19 protein-coding genes and 1 riboswitch are annotated in these 24,136 nt (G+C 57.1%); of the genes, 15 read left to right on the top strand and 4 right to left on the bottom strand.

Translation table 11 applies throughout. The features are described 5' to 3' along the window. The first annotated feature begins 250 nt into the window (after positions 1 to 250). The 4 genes from L6990_RS00680 (at position 251) to L6990_RS00665 (ending at position 3,977) form a co-directional block, all read left to right on the top strand. Positions 251 to 1,735: an amino acid permease gene (locus L6990_RS00680; protein WP_237202155.1), complete on the top strand. Its 1,485-nt coding sequence runs from the start codon at positions 251 to 253 to the stop codon at positions 1,733 to 1,735. A 240-nt stretch (positions 1,736 to 1,975) separates the two neighbouring features. Further along, positions 1,976 to 2,593, top strand: a complete 618-nt coding sequence (locus tag L6990_RS00675; RefSeq protein ID WP_237202154.1) for a thymidine kinase — start codon at positions 1,976 to 1,978, stop codon at positions 2,591 to 2,593. A 65-nt stretch (positions 2,594 to 2,658) separates the two neighbouring features. Beyond that, positions 2,659 to 2,776, top strand: a riboswitch (SAM riboswitch). 16 nt (positions 2,777 to 2,792) lie between these two features. Further along, a complete protein-coding gene (locus tag L6990_RS00670) occupies positions 2,793 to 3,215 on the top strand; it encodes a hypothetical protein (RefSeq protein WP_237202153.1) in 423 nt (140 codons plus the stop codon). A gap of 147 nt (positions 3,216 to 3,362) precedes the next feature. After that, positions 3,363 to 3,977, top strand: coding sequence for a hypothetical protein (locus tag L6990_RS00665; RefSeq protein ID WP_237202152.1), 615 nt, complete (start codon positions 3,363 to 3,365; stop codon positions 3,975 to 3,977). Between the two features lie 65 nt (positions 3,978 to 4,042). Here the strand turns inward: L6990_RS00665 and L6990_RS00660 are convergent, their stop codons facing one another. Next, positions 4,043 to 6,262, bottom strand: a complete 2,220-nt coding sequence (locus tag L6990_RS00660) for an NADP-dependent isocitrate dehydrogenase (protein WP_237202151.1) — start codon at positions 6,260 to 6,262, stop codon at positions 4,043 to 4,045. A 181-nt stretch (positions 6,263 to 6,443) separates the two neighbouring features. Between L6990_RS00660 and L6990_RS00655 the strand changes: the two genes are divergently transcribed. The 3 genes from L6990_RS00655 to L6990_RS00645 all read left to right on the top strand — a co-directional run bounded on the left by L6990_RS00655 (position 6,444) and on the right by L6990_RS00645 (position 10,480). Then, positions 6,444 to 7,403 (top strand): TIGR00730 family Rossman fold protein, encoded by a 960-nt coding sequence (locus tag L6990_RS00655; RefSeq protein ID WP_237202150.1) that lies wholly within the window; start codon positions 6,444 to 6,446, stop codon positions 7,401 to 7,403. A gap of 136 nt (positions 7,404 to 7,539) precedes the next feature. Continuing rightward, complete coding sequence (locus L6990_RS00650) at positions 7,540 to 8,427, top strand: VOC family protein (RefSeq protein ID WP_237202149.1); 888 nt, start codon at positions 7,540 to 7,542, stop codon at positions 8,425 to 8,427. Between the two features lie 52 nt (positions 8,428 to 8,479). Then, entirely contained in the window at positions 8,480 to 10,480 is a 2,001-nt protein-coding gene (locus L6990_RS00645) for an alpha/beta hydrolase family protein (protein WP_237202148.1), read from the top strand. On the opposite strand, the gene L6990_RS00640 is transcribed toward L6990_RS00645, so the two are convergent. Then, the gene (locus L6990_RS00640; protein ID WP_237202147.1) at positions 10,477 to 10,902 is read right to left on the bottom strand and encodes a hypothetical protein; all 426 of its coding nucleotides are present in this window, start codon (positions 10,900 to 10,902) and stop codon (positions 10,477 to 10,479) included. The genes L6990_RS00645 and L6990_RS00640 overlap by 4 nt on opposite strands. Positions 10,903 to 10,952: 50 nt before the next feature. On the opposite strand from L6990_RS00640, the gene L6990_RS00635 reads away from it, so the two are divergent. Next, positions 10,953 to 11,630 (top strand): pyroglutamyl-peptidase I family protein, encoded by a 678-nt coding sequence (locus tag L6990_RS00635; RefSeq protein ID WP_237202146.1) that lies wholly within the window; start codon positions 10,953 to 10,955, stop codon positions 11,628 to 11,630. A 2-nt stretch (positions 11,631 to 11,632) separates the two neighbouring features. Here L6990_RS00635 and L6990_RS00630 read toward each other — a convergent pair whose 3' ends face one another. Beyond that, on the bottom strand, positions 11,633 to 11,851 hold the full coding sequence (locus L6990_RS00630) for a hypothetical protein (RefSeq protein WP_237202145.1): 219 nt from the start codon (positions 11,849 to 11,851) through the stop codon (positions 11,633 to 11,635). 249 nt (positions 11,852 to 12,100) lie between these two features. Here L6990_RS00630 and L6990_RS00625 point away from each other — a divergent pair, with 249 nt between their 5' ends. From L6990_RS00625 to L6990_RS00610, 4 genes are read left to right on the top strand one after another with little or no spacing between them, the layout of a single operon-like run. After that, positions 12,101 to 13,162 (top strand): ABC transporter ATP-binding protein, encoded by a 1,062-nt coding sequence (locus L6990_RS00625; RefSeq protein ID WP_237202144.1) that lies wholly within the window; start codon positions 12,101 to 12,103, stop codon positions 13,160 to 13,162. Continuing rightward, a complete protein-coding gene (locus L6990_RS00620) occupies positions 13,159 to 13,833 on the top strand; it encodes an ABC transporter permease (protein ID WP_237202143.1) in 675 nt (224 codons plus the stop codon). The genes L6990_RS00625 and L6990_RS00620 overlap by 4 nt, the downstream gene beginning before the upstream one ends. Beyond that, entirely contained in the window at positions 13,830 to 14,489 is a 660-nt protein-coding gene (locus L6990_RS00615; RefSeq protein ID WP_237202142.1) for an ABC transporter permease, read from the top strand. Before L6990_RS00620 ends, L6990_RS00615 begins: the two co-directional genes overlap by 4 nt. A gap of 9 nt (positions 14,490 to 14,498) precedes the next feature. Continuing rightward, a complete protein-coding gene (locus L6990_RS00610; RefSeq protein WP_237202141.1) occupies positions 14,499 to 15,434 on the top strand; it encodes an ABC transporter substrate-binding protein in 936 nt (311 codons plus the stop codon). Positions 15,435 to 15,787: 353 nt separating this feature from the next. Here the strand turns inward: L6990_RS00610 and pgi are convergent, their stop codons facing one another. Then, on the bottom strand, positions 15,788 to 17,467 hold the full coding sequence (pgi, locus tag L6990_RS00605; protein WP_237202140.1) for a glucose-6-phosphate isomerase: 1,680 nt from the start codon (positions 17,465 to 17,467) through the stop codon (positions 15,788 to 15,790). A 249-nt stretch (positions 17,468 to 17,716) separates the two neighbouring features. Between pgi and L6990_RS00600 the strand changes: the two genes are divergently transcribed. The 3 genes from L6990_RS00600 (at position 17,717) to L6990_RS00590 (ending at position 24,103) form a co-directional block, all read left to right on the top strand. Further along, the gene (locus L6990_RS00600; protein WP_237202139.1) at positions 17,717 to 19,624 is read left to right on the top strand and encodes a BCCT family transporter; all 1,908 of its coding nucleotides are present in this window, start codon (positions 17,717 to 17,719) and stop codon (positions 19,622 to 19,624) included. Positions 19,625 to 19,855: 231 nt separating this feature from the next. Then, the gene (typA, locus tag L6990_RS00595; protein WP_237202138.1) at positions 19,856 to 21,769 is read left to right on the top strand and encodes a translational GTPase TypA; all 1,914 of its coding nucleotides are present in this window, start codon (positions 19,856 to 19,858) and stop codon (positions 21,767 to 21,769) included. 1,110 nt (positions 21,770 to 22,879) lie between these two features. Next, the gene (locus L6990_RS00590; RefSeq protein ID WP_237202137.1) at positions 22,880 to 24,103 is read left to right on the top strand and encodes a PIG-L family deacetylase; all 1,224 of its coding nucleotides are present in this window, start codon (positions 22,880 to 22,882) and stop codon (positions 24,101 to 24,103) included. The last annotated feature ends 33 nt before the right edge of the window (positions 24,104 to 24,136 follow it).

Genomic DNA, 24,136 nt, shown 5'->3' with positions numbered 1-24,136 from the left:
GGTACATTTCTAGCCCGCTCTTCGTCTCAACCGCGCCGCCCTGCGCTCCAGCCCCCACGGTCACTGGAGTGCAAGGCGGCTCTTTACTGCGCTCTAGGCTGGATATCACGCAGTGTTTAGGGCTCAAATGGACGCTGCGATGGTAATCTAAAGTTTGTCTTATGCCCCATTAGCAAAACTGTTGGGGTAAGTTCTTGGGTCTGGGATGTAATCCTCCAGCCTCCTAACCACCGAAAGCAGTACGCACCTTATGTCTACTGATGCAGTTCCCACCCCGGTAGGTGAGAATAAAGAAGAGCTGAAGCGCGGCCTGCGCAGCCGTCACCTCTCCATGATCGCTATTGGCGGCGCTATTGGCACCGGCCTCTTTGTCGCTTCAGGTTCCACCATCGCAACCGCTGGCCCCGGCGGTGCTCTGCTCGCCTACTCGCTCATCGGCATCATGGTGCTGCTCCTCATGCAGTCCCTGGGCGAGATGGCAGCCAACCTGCCCGTAGCTGGCTCCTTCCAGACCTTCGCTTCACGCTACGTCTCAGAGTCCTTTGGCTTCGCTATGGGGTGGAATTACTGGTTCAACTGGGCCATTACCGTTGCCGCAGAACTGGTCGCTGCCGGCGTCATTATGTCCTACTGGCTCCCCGGCGTCCCCGGCTGGATCTGGGCGGGCCTCTTCCTCTTCATCATCTTGGGCATCAACATTCTTTCAGCGCGTGCTTACGGCGAATCAGAATACTGGTTGGCCGCCATCAAGGTGCTCACCGTCATCGTCTTCCTCATTGCAGGTATCCTCATGATTTTTGGAATCCTGGGCAATAACGAGGCGGGCTTTGGTAACTGGACCGACGGCGAAGCACCCTTCAAGGGCGGTTTCATCTCCATCCTGGCCATCTTCATGGTCGCTGGCTTCTCCTTCCAAGGCACCGAAATGATCGGTGTAGCCGCTGGCGAATCAGAAAACCCCCGCCGCGACGTCCCCCGTGCCCTCAAGAGCGTCTTCTGGCGCATCATGCTCTTCTACATTGGTGCTATCGCGGTGATCGGTACCCTGATTCCTTACACCAGCCCCAACCTCCTGCGCGCTGATGAAACCGATATCGCCTACTCGCCCTTCACCATGGTCTTCGATAACCTGGGTATCGCGCTCGCAGCTTCCGTCATGAACGCGGTCATTCTGACCGCTATCCTCTCTGCCGGTAACTCAGGCCTCTACGTCTCATCGCGTATGCTCTACTCCCTGGCAGTTGAAGGTAAAGCACCCAAAATCTTCATGCGCGTCAACAAGCGCGGCATCCCCATGCCCGCCCTGCTGATGACCGCAGCTATCGGTCTCTTCGGCTTCGTCACCGCACTCGTAGGCCAGGGTGCCGCTTACACCTGGCTGATTAACATCTCCGGCCTCTCCGGGTTCATCACCTGGGTGGGCATCGCTATCTGCCACTACCGCTTCCGACGCGCCTTCGTCGCCCAGGGCTTCGATGTGAATGACCTGCCGTACAAGGCACCGCTCTTCCCCATTGGGCCCATCGTTGCGCTGCTCATGTGCCTCTTGGTAATTGGCGGCCAGAACTACAACGCCATCTTTGAAGGCCACTGGTTCGAGGTTATCTCAGCCTACATTGGTGTGCCCATCATCATCGGCGTCTACCTGGTCCACAAGATGATCAGCGGCTCAAAGACCATCCCCCTCAAGCAGGTGGATGTCTCTGGCATCGAGGTTGAACCCGTCAAGGGCTAACTTCAAACTGAACGGTGGCGGGGCGGACGTGCTCTCGCCGGCTGATCCTCTCGAGACTCGCGCGGGGCGCTCGCCTCGATTCATGCCAGCCCCGAGCCAGCCGGCTGCAAGCACGTCTACTCCGCCACCGCTACGCCAGCATGGCTCACCTTTCGCTCGCGAGGGGGAGCAGCCATGCTGGTGTTTTTGTTTGCGGGTAGACTGGTGCCGTTTGATTTTTCTGGTGAAGGGGTAGCGCACGTGGCTAAGCTGTATTTCCGTTTTGGGGCGATGAACTCTGGCAAGTCTACGGCCCTGCTGCAGGCTGCCTACAACTACGAGGAGCGGGGCCAGCGCGTCCTGCTAGCTAAGCCCCGTGTGGATACCAAGGGTGATGCCCTCATTGTTTCTCGCCTGGGCGTGACCCGCCGTGCTGATTTCCTCATTGGGCCCGAAGACTCAGCGAAGGATCTCTTTCATGCCGCTGCTGAAGTAGCTGAAGACCCTGACCGGATGCACTGGCACCTGCCCGTCTCCTGCCTGCTGGTGGACGAGGCACAGTTCCTGACCTCAGAACAGATCGATGACCTGATGCGCATTGCCGTGCTGGAGGATATCCCAGTGCTTGCCTACGGTATCCGCACCGATTTTCGTACTCACGCCTTCCCCGGTTCTGCCCGCCTGCTTGAAATCGCCCACACCCTTGAAGAATTGAAGACCATTTGCCGGTGCGGACGTAAAGCACTCTTTAACGGGCGGACGCTGGACGGCAAGTTCATCTTCGACGGCGACCAGGTGGCCATCGACGGCGTGCACGTGGGCTACGAGTCCCTGTGTGCTACCTGCTACCTGGAGGAATCTGGCGGCGCGCTGAGCTAGGCATCCATCATTTTTCTGCAGGATGCTTGCGCTGTTTTGTAAAGCTCTGTTAAGGTAGTAATCACGATTCAGAAGCCCAACGCTAAGCCCTTTGACTTGTTGGCTGGCAACCGCCTTTCGCAGACGGTGCCTTCAAAGGAAAATCGGTCACCCGGCTCAAAAGATCCGGTGAAAGCAGCGATTATTTTAGGAGGCCCTCATGGGTCAGCTTTCTTTTTCTTCTTCCAATGCCGATGCAGAAACCACCAAAGAACGTGTTGGTGCCCGCTGTATTCTTCACACTGCCGGTCACGGAATTGTGCCTGCTGTTGGTATGAACGCTTCAAACATGGTGTGGGAGAAAGCCACTGTCACTGCCCACCGCGGCACCCGGTTACGGCTACAAACAGCGGACGGTGCATCTTACTTCTGGCACCACGATCCGCAGCGCGTGGCTTACCTGTGCGCTCCTGAGGAGGGCGTGAACCCTGATAGCGAGACTGATGGGGAGGCGGCTACAACGGAGCTGCTGTGGAATTCCACCTATAAACTTTTGGGCAGGCGTTTCGATCATAGTTTCGCACTGGCTCATCTTGCGGATGAACCGCTGGATGGTTGCGAACTAGCGACCTCTCTTTCTTAAGAAAAGATAGATCAATACAAGGGGTGGTGGGCCAGGCTTTCTGGCCCACCACCCCTCTATTTTTTTGGGGACTAATGGATAGTTTTAGTGAGGTGTGTGGAGGCTATGTGCTGTTAGCCTGGAATCACTATCGAGAAAGGAAAGACAATGAAGTCTTATACTGGACTGACACTTCTGGCTGCCACCGTTCTCTTGGCCGGGTGCGGCTCATCTGGCACAGGAACAGCAGATAACGAAACGGTAACCCCACCTGCTTCGTCAGCTTCTGCAGCAAGTCCCTCGGCACCTACACCGAGCCCGTCGCCTTCGGCTACTAGCTCATACGACGCCCAGCCTGACCTAGTTGAGGTGGCTACTACTTTCCAGGTGGGTACGGAGGTGGCGGCCGATGGGAAAATCGGTATTTTGGTCAGCCCAACCGGCAATATTGGGTGTGACATCTGGGCGGTGGAGGGTTTCGCCCGGTGCGGGGTGAAGTCCTATTATGATGAGGCGAAGTACCCGACCGATGATATTACCGGCCCTGCCTGGGTCTTTGCGTTAGATGATGAGCTGGATGAGGTATCGCTGAATTCGCGTGGTGATGCCATGTTCTTCATGATGGGGGAACACGAGGGTAACGCCCCGCATGTTGTTGAGTATGGTACGACTGCTACGTACGGTTCGATGCAGTGTCGCTCTGAGGAAGAGGCTATGACCTGCACCAACACTAAAACCGGCCACGGTGTAACCATGAGCCGTGAAGGCTATACAACCTTTTAGAGCCACTATTAAAAGGCTGGTGACCTCCCTGAGTGGGAAGGTCACCAGCCTTTTTTATAATCTACTTACTTGAGCTTAGTCAGCTCACCGTTCAAGGTAGCACTCGGGCGCATTACCTTATCTGCCAGCTCGTCTGAGGGCTTGTAGTAGCCCCCCAGGTCCACGGGCTTACCCTGAACCTCCAGCAGCTCAGCCACAATAGCCTCTTCCTTCTCGCCCAGACCCTCAGCTAGCGGTGCGAAAGCCGCAGCCAGGTCGGTGTCCTCGGTCTGAGCAGCCAGCTCCTCAGCCCAGAACTTGGTCAGGTAGAAGTGTGAACCGCGGTTATCAATCTCGCCCACCTTACGTGAAGGTGACTTGTTCTCGTTCAAGAAAGTGCCGGTCGCAGCGTCCAGAGTGTTCGCCAGAACCTGTGCACGTGCATTACCGGTGGTCTTTGCCAGGTGCTCGAAAGAAGCCGCCAGAGCCAGGAACTCACCCAGTGAATCCCAGCGCAGGTGGTTTTCCTCCACCAGCTGCTGAACGTGTTTGGGCGCAGAACCGCCAGCGCCGGTCTCAAACAGACCGCCACCGTTAATCAGCGGAACGATGGAGAGCATCTTAGCTGAGGTACCCAGTTCCAGGATGGGGAAGAGGTCGGTCAGGTAGTCACGCAGAACGTTACCGGTCACCGAGATGGTGTCCTCACCCTTGCGGATGCGGTCAATGGAGAACTGAGTAGCAGCCTCGGGCGCCAGGATGCGGATGTCCAGGCCCTCGGTGTCGTGGTTGCCCAGGTACTTGTTGACCTTGGCAATCAGGTTGGCGTCGTGGGCGCGCTTCTCGTCCAGCCAGAAAACGGCGGGAGTCTGAGAATCGCGGGCACGGGTGACAGCCAGCTTGACCCAGTCCTGAACGGGGATGTCCTTGGTCTGGCAGGCGCGCCAAATGTCGCCAGCCTTCACGTCATGCTCAATGAGCACATCGCCGTTGGAGCCAACAATCTGCACCTTGCCGGCTGCATCCAGCTGGAAGGTCTTATCGTGTGAGCCGTACTCTTCAGCCTTCTGAGCCATCAAACCAACGTTGGGTACGGTGCCCATGGTGACGGGGTCAAAGGCGCCATTCTTACGGCAGTCGTCAATGACGGTCTGGTAAACGCCGGAGTAGCAGGAGTCAGGCAGAACAGCCAGGGTGTCAGCCTGCTGGCCTTCCTTGCCCCACATCTGACCGGAGGTGCGGATCATCGCGGGCATGGAAGCGTCCACAATGACGTCTGAGGGGACGTGCAGGTTGGTGATGCCCTTATCTGAGTTGACGTAAGCCAGCTCGGGGCCCTCAGCCAGACCCTTTTCAATGAGGTCGCGGACGTCCTGCTGGATGTCAGCGGGCAGGGTTTCAACACCGCTGATGATAGCTGCCAGACCGTTGTTGCCGTTGAGGCCGGCCTCGTCCAGCTGCTTGCCGTACTTGTCGAAGAGCTCTGAGAAGTAGGCGCGGACTACACGGCCGAAGAGGATGGGGTCAGAAACCTTCATCATGGTTGCCTTGAGGTGTACTGAGAAGAGCACACCCTCAGCCTTGGCGCGGGCGACCTGCTCAGCCAGGAAGGCGTCCAGCTTGGCGACGTCCATGAAGGTGCCGTCGATGATTTCGCCGTCCAGAACGGGTAGGGATTCCTTGAGAACGGTTACGGTGCCGTCTTCTGCCACGTGCTGGATCTTCAGGGTGTCATCGCCAGAGATAACCACTGACTTTTCGTTGCTGAAGAAGTCGTTCTGCCCCATGGTGGCAACGTTGGTCTTGGAGTCTGCGCTCCACGCACCCATGGAGTGGGGGTTCTTGCGCGCGTAGTTCTTGACGGATAGGGGAGCGCGGCGGTCTGAGTTACCCTCACGCAGAACGGGGTTTACAGCTGAACCCTTGACGCGGTCGTAGCGTGCGCGAACGTCCTTCTGTTCCTCGGTCTCAGCCTCATCGGGGTAGTCGGGGATGCCGTAGCCCTGAGCCTGAAGCTCAGCAATAGCTGCCTTGAGCTGGGGCACGGACGCCGAAATGTTGGGCAGCTTGATGATGTTAGCTTCGGGGGTCTTAGCCAACTCACCCAGCTCGGTCAGCGCGTCTGCAACCTGCTGGTCTGCGGGCAGAATGTCGCTGAACTGTGCCAGAATGCGGCCGGACAGTGAAATGTCGCGGGTCTCAACCTCAACACCTGCAGTTGCTGCGAAAGCCTCAACGATGGGCTTAAAGGAGTAGGTCGCCAGCAGCGGGGCCTCGTCGGTGTGGGTGTAGATAATCTTTGCCATAGGGTGGTCTCCCTTGATCAGTTTTAGGCAGTTACTGTTACTCAGAATACTATCTTGTGCCAACCCTCACATAATTTTACGAAGCGATAAGTCTATGTGTTGAGAAGAGCTGAATTAGCTGCGCCGCAGGGTACTTGTGCGGTGAGCTGGCTTGGCTCTTCTGGCCGGTACTCTAGAGAGCATGTCTGTTATCCGTGTTTCAGCAGTAGTTTTTGTTAATGATGATCTTGAGGTGCTGACCGTGCGCAAACGGGGCACCACCGGTTTTATGTTGCCCGGGGGTAAACCGGAACCGGGGGAAAGCTTCGAAGAGACAGCCGTGCGTGAAGTCTATGAGGAGCTGGGATTGAGAATTTCGGTTCCCGGCCTGCAGGAGATCGGCATCTTTACCCAGCCTGCCCTTAACGAACCCGGAATGATGGTCGAAGCTCATGTCTATCTGGCGCCCATCGTTGATACCAGCTGGGGTAAGGTGCACCCGCAGGCTGAAATTGAGCAGATCCGCTGGGTTCATCCCGTTGCAGGCAACCTAGAACACCAGGCGCCGCTCAACACCGAGGCGGTCTTTCCTGCCCTGGTCGAGCAGTTTGAGGGCTTTGATGTGCAAAAATCCCTGACCGTCTTTATGGGCTCGTCCATGGGGAATAGCCCCGTCTTCTCAGCTGAGGCAAACCGGCTGGGTCTTGAGTCTGCCCAGCGCGGCGTCAGGTTGGTCTACGGGGGTGCGCAGGTTGGTCTGATGGGGCAGATGGCAGATGCTGCTCTCTCCGCGGGAGGCGACGTTCTAGGCGTTATTCCCGAATTCATGATCCCTCTAGAAAAAGCGCATAAGAACCTTACCGAGCTAGTGGTCGTGGAAACCATGCACGAGCGCAAGGCTCGTATGGCAGAGGAAGGGGATGCTTTCGTTGCTCTGCCCGGGGGTCCCGGAACCCTTGAAGAATTTTTTGAAGCCTGGACCTGGTACTACCTCAACCAGCATAATAAACCTCTCTATCTGCTGAATGTGGGAGGTTACTGGAACCCGCTGATTGAGGCGCTCGAATCGATGGCGGACGCTGGCTTTGTCGATAGCCGCTATTTTGAGGCCTTAACAGTGGTGCAGGACGTGGATCAGCTGTTTGCGGAGCTGGGCTGGTAGGCCTGTTATTGAGGCGTAAATAAAAACATTAGGGCGACTATTGAACACCTTCCCTTATTGCTGGGGCCTGGGGTTGACGGTTTCATCTTTCTGATAAATACTTTACAAGTAAAGTAAATATTTCTGAAAGGTCTATATGACTGCCACCTCGCAAGCAAGCAATCTGCTGCCGGCTAATACAACCATGGGTGCAGTGCGCCTGCGCGTCAAAGACCTAAAAGCTGTCTATGACTACTACACCCGTGGCGTGGGTTTAGTTGAACTGACGTCTGACCTGCCCGGCGTCCACCTAGGGTTAGGCAATCAGGTGTTGGTGACCCTCGAGCATGACCCTTCCCTGCGCGCCCCCGCCCGCACCGAAGCCGGTCTTTTCCACGTCGCAATTCTCTTTGACACCCCGCAGGATCTCGCTAGGTCACTCATTCGAGGCTTGACCTCCTACCGCAACCGATATGTAGGTTCAGGCGACCATTTGGTTTCCCAGGCTTTCTATTTTGCAGATCCAGAGGGCAACGGAGTTGAACTCTACATTGACCGCCCGCGCGATCAATGGCAGTGGTCTAACGGTGAGGTTGCTATGGACACTCTCCATATTGACCCCGTTGAATTTATTCGCCAACACTTGACCGATGAGCAAATCGCCTTAGCAGCAGAGACCCCCGCAGACTACGCAGGCACCGTGGGCCATGTGCACCTGCAGGTGGGGGATGTGGCTACTGCTCAACAGTTCTATGTTGATGCCCTGGGCTTTGAGCGCACTGCCGGTTTGGGTAATGCTGCGGTCTTTGTCTCTGCTGGCGGCTACCACCACCACATGGCCATGAATGTCTGGAATTCTCTGGGTGCCAGCCCTCGCCAAAACACGCTGGGCCTTGGAGTGGTTAATCTGCACCTGCCGGGGGAGGGAACGCTCGAGGCGCTGGCTGACCGCCTGAAATACAAGGGCATTGCTACCACTTTTGATGGGCAATCGCTGAACTTCATGGACCCCTGGAATAATCAGCTGCGCGCTCACTCTGCCTGATGCGTAGCCCGTGACATTGAGGCCAGCGTCACTAGCGGGTAACTTGGTAGGCATGACAGAAACACCGCAGAACACCGATTACCTGACCCAACTGATTGAACACCCCCGCATGGTCTCCCTGACCGCAGGCCGCGAGGGTAACCCTGTGCTGACCATCAATACCCTTAACAAGGACGGCGCCAAGTACCGCCCCCGCCTCTGGGCACTAGAAAAGAATACAGGTCACAGTGGGCGCACCTACCCGCTGACCGCACCCGACTCCGGCGCCAGCGTCCTCACCGTTACCGATGAAGGGACGCTCTACCTGAGCCTGGGCAAAGAGGTGGACGAGGCCGACTCCGAGAGCGTCAAGGGAGTCTACCGATTGCCTGAGCAGGGCGAACCCGAACTGGTCTTTACGTACCCCGGCGGTATCGACTCTCTAGTGGTGCGCGAGCGCGAGCAGGGAACCCGCTATATCTTTAGCGCCAAAGCCCACCGCGGTAGCTTGGAAGATCAGGCATCAACCCTGGATAAGCGCAAGAAAACCGGCACCAGCGGGGTGCTCTACACCGAGTTCCCCACCCGCTACTGGGGTCATGACTTGGGCACCGGCGTCCCCGCCCTCTTCGTCAAAGACGGTGACGGCGAACCTCGGCGCATAGAACTGCCCGGCGGCCCGCGCGCTCAACTCAGCGGCTTCACTGTTTGCCCCACGGGCAAACTGGTGGCAGTCAGCGTGGAAACCAAAGAACGCGGTATTTACCAGCGCTCTAGCGTCTGGCTACTAGACCTGGACGGCGGCAAAGAGCCCCAGCAGATCGCAGCAGCAGATGCCACCCATGACTACAACCCCGGAAGCTTCAACCCCGGCGGTACCGGGCTAGAAATTTTGAAATTACGCCGCTGGCTACCCGGCCAGTCCATCAAGCTCAATGCTCACTACTACGACCTAGCCAGCGCGAATCTCACCGAGTTGTCCAGCGATTTGGACCGCTGGTCCTCTAACCTGGTCTGGCTAACGGATACCGACTACGCCTTCGTCACCGATCACCTGGGGGCAACCGCTATCTTTACCGGTAGTATCGGCGGCAGCGAAACCCGCGCCCTGGTTGATGATGGCGCCAGCTACTTCTCCCACCTTGCCTACAACAGGGGGCAACTGGTGGCTCTGAAAAATAGTCACCAGCACTCTGCCTACCCGGTCAGTATTGACCCTGCCACCGGTGAGGTCACCCGCTTGGCCGCTCCCGCGGAGGAACTTCGCGCTCCCGGGCGTCTGGAGCGTCTCACCAGTACCGCTGAGGATGGAACCCAGCTGACCAGCTTCTTGGCCCTGCCAGAAACCAACGATGAAAAGAGTGACCCGCTGCCCCTGCTAGTCTTTGCCCACGGTGGGCCTTGGGGCTCCTGGAACTCCTGGAGCTACCGCTGGAACCCCTGGTACTTCACCCAGGCTGGTTACGCCGTGTTGATGCCAGACCCGGCAATCTCCACTGGCTACGGCCAACAGATGATTGACCGCGGTGGGGACGATCTGGGGGGTGCCCCCTACCGGGACATCCTGCAGGTGGTCGAAGAAGTAGCTGACCGCCCCGATATTCAGGGCGATAATGTTGCCTTCTCTGGCGGATCCTACGGTGGGTTTATGACTAACTGGGTGGCTGGGCAGGCGGGCACCCGCTTCAAGTGCTACGTCACCCACGCGTCCATCTGGGATTACCAGGCTATGTACTTTGTCTCTGATAACGGTGCCTGGCACGAGTGGAAACTCAGCGATGGTGGGGAAGGCGATAGTATCTCACCGCGCCAGTTCGCTGCTACCATTGCTGCGCCCATGCTAGTCATTCACGGTGATAAGGACTACCGCGTGCCCATCGGCCAGGCACACCACCTCTGGGCTGATCTGCAGCACCACTCACCGGAGCTGGGGCACAAATACCTCTACTTCCCGGACGAGGGCCACTGGATTCTCAAGCCGGGTAACTCCCGTCTCTGGTATCAGGTCTTTGGTGCCTGGTTGGCGCAGCACCTGGGTGGGCAGGAGTTCCAGGCACCTGAACTGTTGGGCTAAAGCCCTTCTTTTGCATTGCGCCGGCGTTTAATCAGCGAGACCGTCGGCGCAATGTTGATTGCTAACCACAAGGGGTTAGTGATGACAAAAAGCATAAAGAGGGTGCGCACCAGTGAGGACGCATCAGCAGGGATCACGAAATGGTTCAGAAGCAAAGTGGTGCCGATATAGAGCACGGTGCCTACCACCACGTAAATCATGGCCCAGCGAAACTCAGAAGCGGACGCCGTGCCACGGTCATTCCAGTAGTGACGGTAAAAGAGCCGAACAGCGCGCCCAAAACCTACCTCTTCAGCAACGGCAGGCGCGCGGCGCTCGTCGGCCAGCTCGTCCTCAGTGAAACCGCCAGCGGCAAGAGCATCGGGGGTATCGTCACTCAGGGTCTCATAGACGAAGCTGGGGGTAGGATTTTTCTCAGACATACCCACCAGCCTACCCAAAGAAGCCCCATAAATCATACGGAAAGATAGAGATGGCCACGCTACTGCTCACCTATTTCGGTGCCTTTGAAGGGGTACCTTACAATCCAACCCGGGCAGTTGCCCGCCGGGCCGCTGACCTGCTTGCCGTCAGCGCCCCAGATTTGACGGTGCACCTCAAGGAGCTACCGGTTGAATTTGCCGGTTCTAGCCGGGTGCTCAGCGAAGCCTTAGATGAATATGAGCCCGATATCGCTATCAGCCTCGGTGTGGCGGCTGGGCGGGAGAAGGTCAGCCTAGAACGAGTGGCTATCAATCTAGATACAGCGCGCATCGCCGATAACGCCGGTGCCCAGCTCAACGATACTCCTATCCGTCCCGATGGGCCGGACGCCTACTTTTCTGCTCTGCCCACCCGCGCCATTTATGAGGAACTGAGCAGAACCGGGCTGCCGATAGAACTGTCCTATACGGCTGGGACTTTCGTCTGCAACCACATCTTTTACGAGTTGATGCACGCTACCCAGGGCAGTATTCCAGCTGGTTTCATCCATATTCCGCTCACTCACCCTGATCATGCATCAGAAACCCTCAAGCAGGACGCCGGCGAGCTCATCCGCGCTCACGCTGATACTGGTGGAGTAGAAAGCGGCGAGCTACCCACTCTCGTCGAGGGGCAGCTCGCTGGCATGATTGAGCAGTCAGCGCTCATCACCGCAAGGGCGTTGTGAGACTAGCTCTTACCCGCCCCGGGAAAACTGGCGTCCTGCAAGCGGCGCCAACCGAGAGACAGGCGAGAGAACGTAGCTAAGATGGCCAGTAGAACAAAAAGACCACACATCGCGATCATCTCAAAGAAGAAAGCCGGTGGTTCAGCTGAGGCGGTTCCATTTGCTTCTAACACCACAACCTCCCTCATCATCACCGCGAAGGAAGTGAAGTAGAGTGCCACACCGTGGCGATGGCTTCTGTTGATAATCTTTGATTCAATATCGGCAGGTTCGACACCCTACTTGCTATTTTCCTGTTACTCTCAGCCCAAGGCATCTATCTCCTTGCCGGGCCCTGGCCGGATTGTTGATGGGGGCAGGGGCCGAAGGCAAAGAAGGGAACTATGTCATCTAGAAAACTCCAGAACGTTACCAGCCCACAGATCCATCCAACTGATCCCCAACCTTCACCAACCGATAAGGCGGCTTTCATGCCTATACCTCCCGCTATCGAATTCAAGAACGTCACCAAGACCTATGGTGAGAACACCGTGGTCGATGATCTCAGCCTGAGCGTCCCTGCAGGAAAAATTACCGTCTTCGTGGGGCCGTCAGGCTGCGGTAAAACTACCTCCCTACGCATGATTAATCGCATGGTGGAGCACACCAAAGGCGAGATTCTGGTGGACGGCCAGCCCAACACTGGACGCCCCGCGCACGAGCTGCGGCGGTCTATCGGCTACGTGCTGCAGCAGGCAGGGCTGATGCCCCACCGCACCATCGTCGATAATATCGCTACCGTTCCTGTGCTCAAAGGGGTCTCTACCAAAGAAGCTCGTGCCCAGGCACTAGAGCTATTGGAGAGGGTGGGGTTGGACCGGTCCTTCGCAAAACGCTACCCCGCCCAGCTATCCGGCGGTCAGGCCCAGCGGGTGGGCGTGGCCCGAGCCCTGGCCTCCGGCTCTTCAATTTTGTTGATGGACGAGCCCTTCAGCGCCGTTGACCCGGTGGTGCGCAGCGATTTGCAAAATGAGCTGCTACGTCTGCAACGTGAGCTGGGGGTGACCATCATCTTTGTTACCCACGATATCGACGAAGCCATCACCCTGGGTGACCAGCTAGCAGTTTTTGCTCGCGGCGGGCGTATCGCCCAGTTTGGCACACCCGAAGAAATCCTGCGTCAGCCTGCCGATGATTTCGTGGCCTCCTTCGTGGGCCGCGACCGTGGTATGCGTCGCCTGACTTTTGCCTCAGCATCCGATGTCACCATTCACTCCCTTCACGCTCTAGAGACCCCGTGGCAGAACTGGCAGCTGAAGGTTGAGGGCGGTAAACCCGCTGGCTGGCTCTTGGACGGGCGATTGATCCCGGGAGGTTCCCTCTACCGCGAAGGAGCTAGCCTGCGCGATGCCCTGGATTCGGTACTGTCTTCACCTTCAGGTTGGGGTGTTGCCGTGGATAAAAACGGCAAGCTACTGGGCCTGCTCAACTCCGATGACGTTCTGGACGCCACGGAAACCGAACGCCAGCGTCGTTACGGAGTTGGCGCGTGAACTGGCTGTCTTCTAACCTCGACTACGTAGCGCAGCTAACGGCTCTCCATTTACTGCAGGCGCTCATCCCGCTGGTGGCTGGCACACTGCTTGCCCTGCCCTTGGCCCGCCTGGCGGTAGGACGCCGCCGCGACGGCCGTTCCACAGAACTGAGTACGACCGGGGGCAAGGTGCGCAGGGCTACAGTTATTAACTCTGCTGCCCTGCTCTACACCATCCCTTCGCTGGCACTTTTTGTACTCATGCCCCTGATCCTGGGCACCTCGATAACCTCCCTGCTCAACGTTTACGTGGCGCTCTCGCTCTACGTGCTGGCCATGATGGTGCGCAGCGCCGTTGACGCCTTCGAATCCGTCTCACCCACCACCCTGGAAGCAGCCACCGCTATGGGCTACACCCCGGTCAGGCGTTTCTGGATGGTTGAACTGCCTCTGGCTATCCCCGTCATGGTCGCCGGTCTGCGGGTGGCTCTGGTCTCTAATATCTCCATGGTATCGGTGGGTGCCGTTATTGGCATTCAGTCCCTGGGCACCCTCTTCACCGACGGTTTGCGCCGCAACATCCCCGCTGAAATTATCGTGGGCATCATTGGCACCGTCCTGCTCGCCCTCGTCCTAGACCGAGTGCTCGCAGCCCTGGGCGCCTGGAATACTCGCTGGAGGAAAGTATGAATATCTTTGAAAGCACCGCAGCCTGGTTTACTGCTGAGGGCACCTGGGCAGGTGCCGGCGGTATCATCCAGCGCACCACAGAACACTTGGGGTACTCTGCGCTGGTGATCATCCTTGCAGCCCTCATCGCTTTTCCCCTGGGTCTCTTAGTGGGTCACACCGGTAAAGGCGAAAACCTGGTGGTTGCGCTCACCGGTGCCTTGCGTGCCCTGCCCACCCTGGGCCTTCTGACCCTGTTTGCTCTCTGGCTGGGGTTGGGGCTCACGGCTCCCATCGCAGCGCTCGTCATTCTTGCCATCTCACCTTTACTGGCAGGGGTTTACGCCGGAATTGCAGCAGTAGATCCAATCACCGTGGACGCCGCTCGTGCCCAGGGAATGACCGAATGGCAGATCTTGAGTCGGGTAGAAATTCCCCTAGCCCTGCCCCTCATCTTCGGCGGAATCCGTAACGCCGCTTTACAGGTGATTGCTACCGTCACCATCGTTGCCTATATCAACCTGGGTGGTCTGGGTCGTTTCCTCATTGACGGGTTAGCCGTGCGCGACTACTCCCGTATGGTGGGCGCGGTTCTTCTGGTCGCTGCCCTCGCCCTGCTGGTAGATCTCCTGCTCGCAGGTCTACAACGCCTCACGACTCCCGCCGGAACATCCTAGGACACCCTCATGAACATTTCTTTGAACACCACTTCCCTGAACCGACGCCGGTTCCTTGGCGTCCTGGGCGTCGGGGCAAGCGTCAGCGCCCTGACCGCCTGCGGCATCTCCGGGGAAACAGCCTTCGGGACCGGTGCCCAGGGCGGGCCCATCATCGTTGGGTCAGCCGACTTTCCCGAATCCCAAATCATCGCCGAAATCTACGCGGCGGCTCTCAACCAGCGGGGCATATCAGCTGAAACCCGCCCCGCTATAGGCGCCCGAGAAGCCTACATCGGTGCCCTGCAAGAAGGGTCGGTGGGCGTGGTCCCTGATTACTCCGGTAATCTTCTGCTCTACTTCGATGCCCAAAGCACCGCGGTCACCGCTGAAGAGATTATTGCTGCCCTGCCCCAAGCACTGGGTGAGACCTTAGCTGCCCTGAAACCCTCAACCGCGGAGAACAAAGACTCCATGGTGATTACCTCCCAGACCGCGGAGGAGTTCGGCTTGCGTAGCTTGGATGACTTATCAGAACACAACCGTCAACTGGTGCTAGGTGCACCCCCAGAATTCGCAGAGCGAGGCTACGGGCTGCCCGGGCTAGAGAAAAACTACGGTTTCACCCCGCAATCTTTTGAGCCCATCAACGATGGTGGCGGCCCCCTGACCGTCAAGGCACTGCTGGATGACCAGGTGCAAATCGTTGATCTCTTCTCCACCGACCCAGCCATCATCGCCAACGACCTGGTCGTGCTAGAAGACCCCAAGAACAACTTCCTGCCCCAGCAGGTACTGCCAGTCATCAACGGCGAGCTTGTCTCATATGCCGCAGCGCAGGTGCTGGATGAGGTCTCAGCGGTACTCACCACCGAGGATTTGATTGCGCTCAACACCCGCGTTTCGGGCGAAGAAAAGGCTAACCCGGCCACCGCCGCCCAGGATTGGGTTGCCGAGAATCTCTAACCTTCTCCTAAGCAATCTGCGCCGATGGTTGAGTCGGGCAGGTGAGGGTCTTGGGTGGTCAACATCCCTTAAACGCCAGACCCGAGCCAGTTGACCGCCCAAGACCCTCACCTGCCCCGGGTAAAGATGGCGGCCGCGTTTTTTCCTATAACAATAAGGCTCGGTTCTTATGAACCGGGCCTTACCATGACCTAACGACAACTTGTGCGAGCTGACGGGCATAGCGGCAGCAAGCTGGTCGGGTCTGGCGTGAATCGCCTCGTGAGCGCTAGCGAACCGGGCGAGTGGGTCTGCTTGCTGCCGCTATGCCCGTCAGGTGCGTTCAGTATCTCTTTGTATAGATACTGTGCTACCTACTTGCGGTTATTCAGGTAGAACTCAATCAGACCCTGGGTTGAGGAGTCCTGTTGAGCTAGGACCTCGCGGTCACCGCCCACAGCGGGTGCCAGCTGCAGGGCGAGCTGCTTGCCCAGCTCTACGCCCCACTGGTCGAAGGAGTCGATGCCCCAGACGGTGCCCTGCACGAAAGTGATGTGCTCGTAGAGGGCAATGAGCTGACCCAGAACTGAGGGGGTCAGCTGAGAGGCCATGATGGAGGTGGTGGGGCGGTCGCCAGAGAAGACACGTGCGGGTACGATCTCTTCGGCGGTTCCTTCTGCTCGTACCTCCTCAGCGGTCTTACCAAAAGCTAGTGCCTTGGTCTGAGCGAAGAAATTAGCCAGGAAGAGCTCGTGAACATCCTGCTCACCGTCCTTGGTGGAGTGCACCGGGTTGGCGAAGGCAATGAAGTCAGCGGGGATGAGGCGGGTACCCTGGTGAATCAGCTGGTAGAAGGCGTGCTGGCCGTTGGTGCCAGGTTCACCCCAGAAAACCTCACCGGTCTCGGTGGTGACGGGAGTGCCGTCCGCACGGACCGACTTGCCGTTGGATTCCATGGTCAGCTGCTGCAGGTAGGCGGGGAAGCGGTGCAGGTACTGATCGTAGGGTAGGACGGCGTGAGTTTCAGCGCCCAAGAAGTTGACGTTCCAGATGTTCAGCAGACCCATAAGGGCGGGGACGTTCTCTGCCAGGGGAGCGGTGCGGAAGTGCTCGTCCATGGCATGGAAGCCAGCCAGGAACTGCTCAAAAACATCGGGGCCCAGCACGATAGCTAGAGGAGTGCCGATGGCTGAGTCGACGGAGTAGCGACCGCCTACCCAGTTCCAGAAACCAAAAGCGTTCTCGGGGTCAATACCAAAGTCAGCGACCTTATCCAGGGCGGTGGAGACGGCAACGAAGTGAGCAGCAACAGCGTCCTTCTCGTCCTTACCTTCAAGGGCGCCGGCTTCACGCAGGCTGGTCAGCAACCACTCACGGCAGACACGTGCATTGGTCAGGGTCTCCAAAGTACCAAAGGTCTTGGAAGCAACAATGAAGAGGGTAGTTTCTGGGTCCAAGTCAGCCACGGTCTCAGCGGCGTCAGTGGGATCAATGTTAGAAATGAAACGAGCAGCCAAACCAGGCTGAGCGTAAGGCTTCAAAGCCTCATAGACCATGACGGGGCCCAGGTCTGAGCCGCCGATGCCAATGTTGACTACAGTTTCAATTTGCTTACCGGTAATACCGGTCCACTCACCCGATCGCACACGGTCAGCAAAGTCGTATACCTTGGCAAGAACCTCGTGGACATCCTCATCCACGTTCTGACCGTCTACAACCAGCTGGGGTTGAGCATCAGCAGGGCGGCGCAAAGCGGTGTGCAGTACAGCGCGATCTTCGGTAACGTTGATGCGCTCGCCGGCGAACATAGCGGCTCTGCGGTCTTCAAGATTAACTTCGCCTGCCAGCTTGATGAGCAGTTCAAGAGTTTCATCAGTGATAAGGTTCTTGGAAAGATCGACGTGCAAATCTGCTGCAGTGAAGCTGAGCTTACTAGCGCGCTGAGGGTCTTGCTCAAACCAAGTGCGAAGATTGGCGTCTAAGCCCTGACTGTGAGCATCCAGTGCCTTCCACGCGGTGGTGGTGACGGGGTCAACGATGGTGTTAACAGACATGTGCCTGCATCTCCCTTGCTGTTGTTTGTTACTTGCTTCCATCTTATGTTGGATTGGTGGGATTTCGCTGTTTTTCGTGTGGTTTTTTGTGGTTTTGGCGGTTAATTCTAGCCAAGGAATATCAGCAATGTTATGGTTATTGCCAGTGAGTGCCTCCACCACACAACCTAAGCCAATCGGCTGGGGAGGCGCTTTTTTGATGTGTTGAAACGAATACAACTAAAGATCGCATACTAAAGGAATAGATACATGACTACTACTCAGAACCAGACCCCGCCCGGTGCGGGCGTAGACCTGCGGAAGGGAGGCCTGAGTAAAGAGCAGCGTAAAAACATGCGTGAAGGCAACCTTGCTCCCAAGGTCTTCTGGCCCGCCGCAGCCATCATGGTGCTTTTCGTTGGTCTGACTATCGCTTTCCCGCAACGCGCAAAATCAATTTTTGATGCACTCCAGGCAGACGTCATTAACTTCTTTGGTTGGTACTACGTTGCCATTGTTGCATTCTTCGTGGTGTTCGCTCTGTACCTGGGCTTCTCACGTATGGGCGATATCAAACTGGGCGATGACGACGATGAGCCTTCATACTCCTTTACCACGTGGTTTGCCTTCCTCTTCGCCGCTGGTATGGGTATCGGTCTGGTCTTCTACGGTGCTACTGAGCCACTGATGCACTTCGTTGACCCTCGCCCCGGCGTAGAAAACGGCAGTAGCGAACAAATTGCTCAGGCAGCGATGAGCCAGTCCTTCTTGCACTGGGGCCTTCATCCCTGGGCTATCTATGTGATTGTTGGTCTGGCGATTGCTTACTCTGCCCACCGCCTCAAGCAGCCCCTCTCTATCCGTTACTCCCTCAAGCCACTGCTGGGTGACCGCGTTACCGGCAACTGGGGTAACCTCATTGATATTGTTGCCCTGGTAGGCACCCTCTTCGGTGTCGCCACCTCTTTGGGGCTGGGCGTTATGCAGATTGCAGCGGGTCTTGGCTACCTCAACATTCCGGCTGAGGGCAACCTCTGGCTCATTGGCATCATCGTGGTGCTCATGGGTATCACCCTCTTCTCGGTTGTCACCGGCCTGGAAAAGGGCATGAAGTGGCTATCGAACGGCAACCTGGTTTTGGCGGCTATCGTCTGTATCTTTGTGCTGCTCGTTGGTCCTACGCTCTTCCTCTTCCGTGAATTTATTGGATCCCTAGGGCACTATCTCCAGAACATCGTGGCTATGACCTTTGAAACCCTGGCCCTTTACGGTGTGGACGGCGAACAGTTCCAGGCTGCCTGGACCACCTTCTACTGGGGCTGGTGGATCTCCTGGTCGCCCTTCGTCGGCATGTTCATTGCCCGCGTCTCCAAGGGCCGCTCCGTGCGCGAGTTCGTCACCGGCGTCCTGCTGGTCCCTGCCCTGACCTCATTCTTCTGGTTCTCTGTACTCGGCGGCACCGCCCTGCATCAGGAGCTCTTCGGGGGCGAGACCCTCAGGAATGCTGACGGCAGCGTCTCCGCCGAGCACGCCCTCTTTGAGATGTTCAGCAACCTACCCGGCGGTGTTGTTCTGACCGTTGGTGCAGTCCTGCTGATTACGATCTTCTTTGTCACCTCCGCTGACTCTGGCGCGCTGGTGTTGGGTATGCTGTCCACCAACGGCTCACCCGAACCTAAGACCTGGATCCGTGTCTTCTGGGTCTGCGTGGCTGCAGTAACCTCTATCGCCCTGATTGTTGTGGGTGGCAGTGACTCACTCTCGGCCATTCAGACCATCGCGATTCTGACAGCCTTGCCTTTCTCAGTCGTTATCGTGCTGATGTGTATCTCGCTCTATAAGGCACTGAGCGTTGAGCACCGCCTCTTTGTGCGCGCTCAGCGACGCAATGCCCGCGAAGAGCTGATGGACTCCGTGAACGACCGCGTGGACGAACTCGTTGCAGAGGGCGTGGACGCCAAGGTCACCGCAGCTGTGGACGAACATCTCGACACCCACTTTGACGCCGCCGTCGACAAGGCTGTTGAAGCCAAGGTCGAAGAAGCGGTTGAGAAGGCAGTGGATGAGGTCACCGTTCAGATCTCGGCTAACACAGCAGCAATCGAGCAGATTCGCACTGCCACCGGTGCTATCCCCATCGTTACTCCTAAGACACAGGAAAAGCACTGGGATAAGTAGCCCCTCTCATTAAATGAGTTATAGCGGCGGCGCCCCTTTCTAGTCACTTGTACCTCAAGTCGTCAGAAAGGGGCGCCGCACCTCTATAAACATGTGTCCCACATGATAGTTCCACTTGAACCGTGGGGCGGTATACTCAGAACGAAAGCCCAAAAGCACCCGGCTCTCTTTATTGAGCGTTCGGTGCGCTCCGGCGTCCTTTTACCCTAGATAAAGCGAGATACCTTACGCATGTCTGAAACTCAGAACACCGCTTCACGTAGCGACCTTCGCAACGTGGCAATCGTGGCTCACGTTGACCACGGCAAGACCACCATCGTTGATGCGATGCTCAAGCAGACCAACGCCTTCTCAACCCACGGCGACGTTGAAGATCGAGTCATGGACTCCGGTGACCTTGAAAAAGAAAAGGGCATCACCATTCTGGCGAAGAACACCACCGTGTTCTACTCAGGCCCCGCAGCTAACGGTGAGACCATCACCATTAACGTGATTGATACCCCCGGCCACGCCGACTTCGGTGGCGAGGTTGAGCGCGGTCTGTCCATGGTAGACGGTGTTGTTCTGTTGGTGGACGCCTCAGAAGGCCCCCTGCCCCAGACCCGCTTCGTTCTGCGCAAGGCACTTGCAGCTAAGCTGCCTGTCATCCTGGTTGTTAACAAGGTTGACCGCCCCGATGCGCGTATCGACGAGGTTGTTGGCGAGTCCATGGACCTTCTGCTTGGCCTTGCAGGCGACCTGGCGGACGAGGTCCCCGACCTGGACGTCGACGCCCTGCTCAACGTGCCCGTTGTCTACGCTTCCGGTAAGGCTGGCGCTGCTTCACTGAACCAGCCCGCTGACGGCGCCCTGCCCGATAACGAAGACCTGGAACCCCTCTTCCAGACCATTCTTGAGCACGTCCCTGCCCCCACCTACAACCCCGAAGAGGTTCTGCAGGCACACGTGACCAACCTTGACTCCTCACCCTTCCTGGGCCGCCTGGCGCTGCTGCGTATCTTCAACGGCACCCTGAAGAAGGGCCAGACCGTTGCCTGGATCCGCCAGGACGGTCAGACCAAGAACGTTCGTATCTCAGAGCTTCTTGCTACCAAGGCGCTGGAGCGCGTTCCCGCTGAATCAGCTGGTCCCGGTGAAATCGTGGCTGTTGCAGGTATCGAGGACATCACCATCGGTGAAACCCTGACCGACTCAGAGAACCCCAAGCCCCTGCCCCTCATCAAGGTTGATGATCCCGCGATCTCCATGACCATCGGTATCAACACCTCACCTTTGGCCGGTAAGGTCAAGGGCGCTAAGGTTACCGCGCGTCAGGTCAAGGATCGCCTTGATAAGGAACTGATCGGTAACGTATCCCTCAAGGTACTCCCCACCCAGCGTCCTGACGCCTGGGAAGTACAGGGCCGTGGCGAGCTCGCCCTGGCAATTCTGGTTGAGCAGATGCGCCGCGAAGGCTTTGAGCTGACCGTGGGCAAGCCCCAGGTTGTGACCAAGGTTGTGGACGGCAAGGTCCACGAGCCCATGGAACACATGATTATCGATGTTCCCGAAGAATTCCTGGGCGCAGTGACCCAGCTCATGGCAGCTCGTAAGGGCCGCATGGAGAACATGGCTAACAATGGCACCGGCTGGGTCCGCATGGAATTCGCTGTTCCTGCCCGTGGCCTGATTGGCTTCCGCACCCAGTTCCTTACCGAAACCCGCGGTGCTGGTATCTCCAGCTCCTACGCAACCGGCTACGAGCCCTGGGCCGGCACCATCGAGTACCGCACCAACGGCTCTATGATTGCCGACCGCGCAGGTGTTGTGACCCCCTACGCCATGATTAACCTGCAGGAACGCGGCGCCTTCTTCGTAGAACCCACCACCGAGGTTTACGAGGGCATGATTGTTGGCGAGAACTCCCGTGCGGATGACATGGAAGTCAACATCACCAAGGAAAAGAAGCTCACCAACATGCGTTCGGCATCGGCTGATAACTTTGAAAACCTGACCCCTCCGCGCAAGCTGACCCTCGAAGAGTCCCTCGAATTCGCTCGTGAAGACGAGTGCGTTGAGGTTACCCCCGAGGCAATCCGCATCCGCAAGGTTGTGCTGGACGCCAACGAGCGCGTCCGCGAGGCACGTAAGCGCGCACGCGCCTAGTTCTAGCTAGTACTCAAAAGGCAGGGCACCAACAAAGGTTGGTGCCCTGCCTTTTGCTGTATCTGCTTTACCAGATAAGTGGTGGGCTTGTTAGACCAGCTTGTTAGCCCAGCCGTTGTCCTTGGTTAGGGTAATTGCAGAACCGGTGCGGGAGGTTAGCGTGATTGTCTGGGTGTAATGGTAAGTATAGGTCGGCAGTGTGCTACCTGACTGGCAAGAAGAGATAAAGCTGAAGTTGCTGGATGAGGGTTGAGCCCAGTTTGTTCCAGAATAGGTGAGGGGGCAAGTGTATGTTGACCGGTATTCCCTGAAGGTATACCCGCTAACAACCGTGTTATTGCCGGTCGCTGTCGGGACTGTCCAGCAGGTGGAGGTCCATGAGACACGTGAAAAGGTTGTACCGGATTGCACAGGAAACCAGTAGTTTGCCACCAGATTACTCAACGTGTAACCCGTGGGTATGTTATCGACCTTAACGAAAGTCGAAGAGTTTTAGGAAATCTGAATTTGTAATCGGCCACTGCAGCTGTAGGCGGGTACTGTAGCGCTAGCGCCGGTAGCTCTTCCGAACTGTGTGCTGCTGGTGATAGTCGGCTTGGGAGAGGCCCCGTAAGCAGGTATGGAAGCGCTGGCGAGTACGACTGGAACAGCCCAGGCTGATCCTTTAGTTAGGGTGTGGCGAGATAGGGGAGAGCGCGTTTCGCTCATAGGTCCTCCACATAAAAAGGGCTATGTGCCTAAACTTCAGGCTGAGCATATTAAAAGACAGAAAATCAAAAGCTGTATTAAAAATACTTTTTTGACATGATTATTACCCATTATTCATTGTACTCAGAGACTATTCCTGGGAGTTATTGTCTCAAAAAAAGAAAAATAATTTAGAGGTGTAATACCTTATTGGGTAAAAAAATACATAGATTTTAAGTTAGTTACCTACCGGATTTAGCTCTACGATGTGGCTATCTGTTCTGTACTTTCACTGGTCAACCTCATACCGCTGCACCCTGTACTGTTAAGGCTATGACTTCTGAATCTACTCCCTACTACCCTAAGCCGGGCGAGCACATAGCTAAGAATGCAGTGTTTTCTCTTCTGCCTCACAGTTTAGAGATGAGTCAGGCCAGGATTTTGTTTGTGCACGCCCACCCCGATGACGAGTCATCATCGACAGGCGCCACCATGGGTGCCCTGGTTAAGGCTGGCGCCCAAGTGCACCTCTTGACCATGACCCGCGGGGAAATGGGGGAGGTTATCGACCGTTCCCTCGCCCACCTAGAAGCTGAGAACCCCGCGAACACTGATGGGGGAGTAGCTCTGGGCAAACTGCGCACCGCTGAGCTGAACCAAGCGTTAGCCGCTCTGGGCGTCAAACACCATACCTTTCTAGGGGAGGGGTCAGCCAGGGCCGCCCAGGCCCCTGCCCTCTATCGTGACTCTGGCATGACCTGGGGTGAGGACGGCCGAGCTACTGCCAACGCCCTCGCTGCACCCGACTGCCTGACTCGCACTCCCCTAGAGCCCCAAGCTGAGGCTATTGCCGCCCTGATAAAGCAGGTTCGCCCCGACGTCCTAGTGACCTATGATGCGGACGGCGGCTACGGGCACCCCGACCACAAGCGCACCTATGAAGCAACACAGGCTGCTGTTGAGCTGCTTAAAGGTTCGGATGCCGCACCAACCCTTTTCTGGGGTATCGAGGGCGACGCTGATGCAACAGATACCCGGCAGCAGGCTGTTATCAACGGGGATTTGGCGCGTAAGCGCGAAGCTATGGCAGCGCATGTCACCCAGATCACTATTACCGGGGATACCACCTTCGAATACTCGAACGGGGTGCCTCAACCCATTTCAGCCGTCGAAACCTACCGGCTTCTTGGCAATGAAATTAGGGGAGCTAAACTGGCGCCCCTCACCGAAGACCAGAACGTAGCTGAGACCGAAGAAGAGCCTCCCGGGGCTATCAATAGCCTCATTACCTCCATAGCCCTTGGCTTGCTAGGGGGTTTCTCAGGAACCATTTATCACTCATGGATCTGGTACATCAACCAAGATTTCTGGGTGCCTTGGGGTGCTCTGCTGGGCTGTCTCACCGTTTTCTTCGCTGCAACCTGGGCTACTATTCATACCGGCAAAAACTGGGCCGCTGCACTGGTTGGCTTCACCGCCTTCACCCTCATCAGCATCTTTGCCTACGCCAAGGGCAACTCTATGCTGGTCTACATCAACCCCATCAACCCACCGGGTATAGCTGGCACACTCTGGGCACTAGGTTCCCTGGTCGCGGCTACGCTGTCACTTATCGCCACCACCCGCTACCGCCTCAAACGTGGATAAAGCTAGCGGCTAAGGTTACAGATCTAGACTGTT

Source organism: Rothia endophytica (genome assembly GCF_928381505.1).
Taxonomy (GTDB): domain Bacteria; phylum Actinomycetota; class Actinomycetes; order Actinomycetales; family Micrococcaceae; genus Rothia; species Rothia endophytica_A.
Note: the sequence above shows the minus strand (reverse complement) of the source record. Positions and strands in the feature narration are given on the sequence as shown.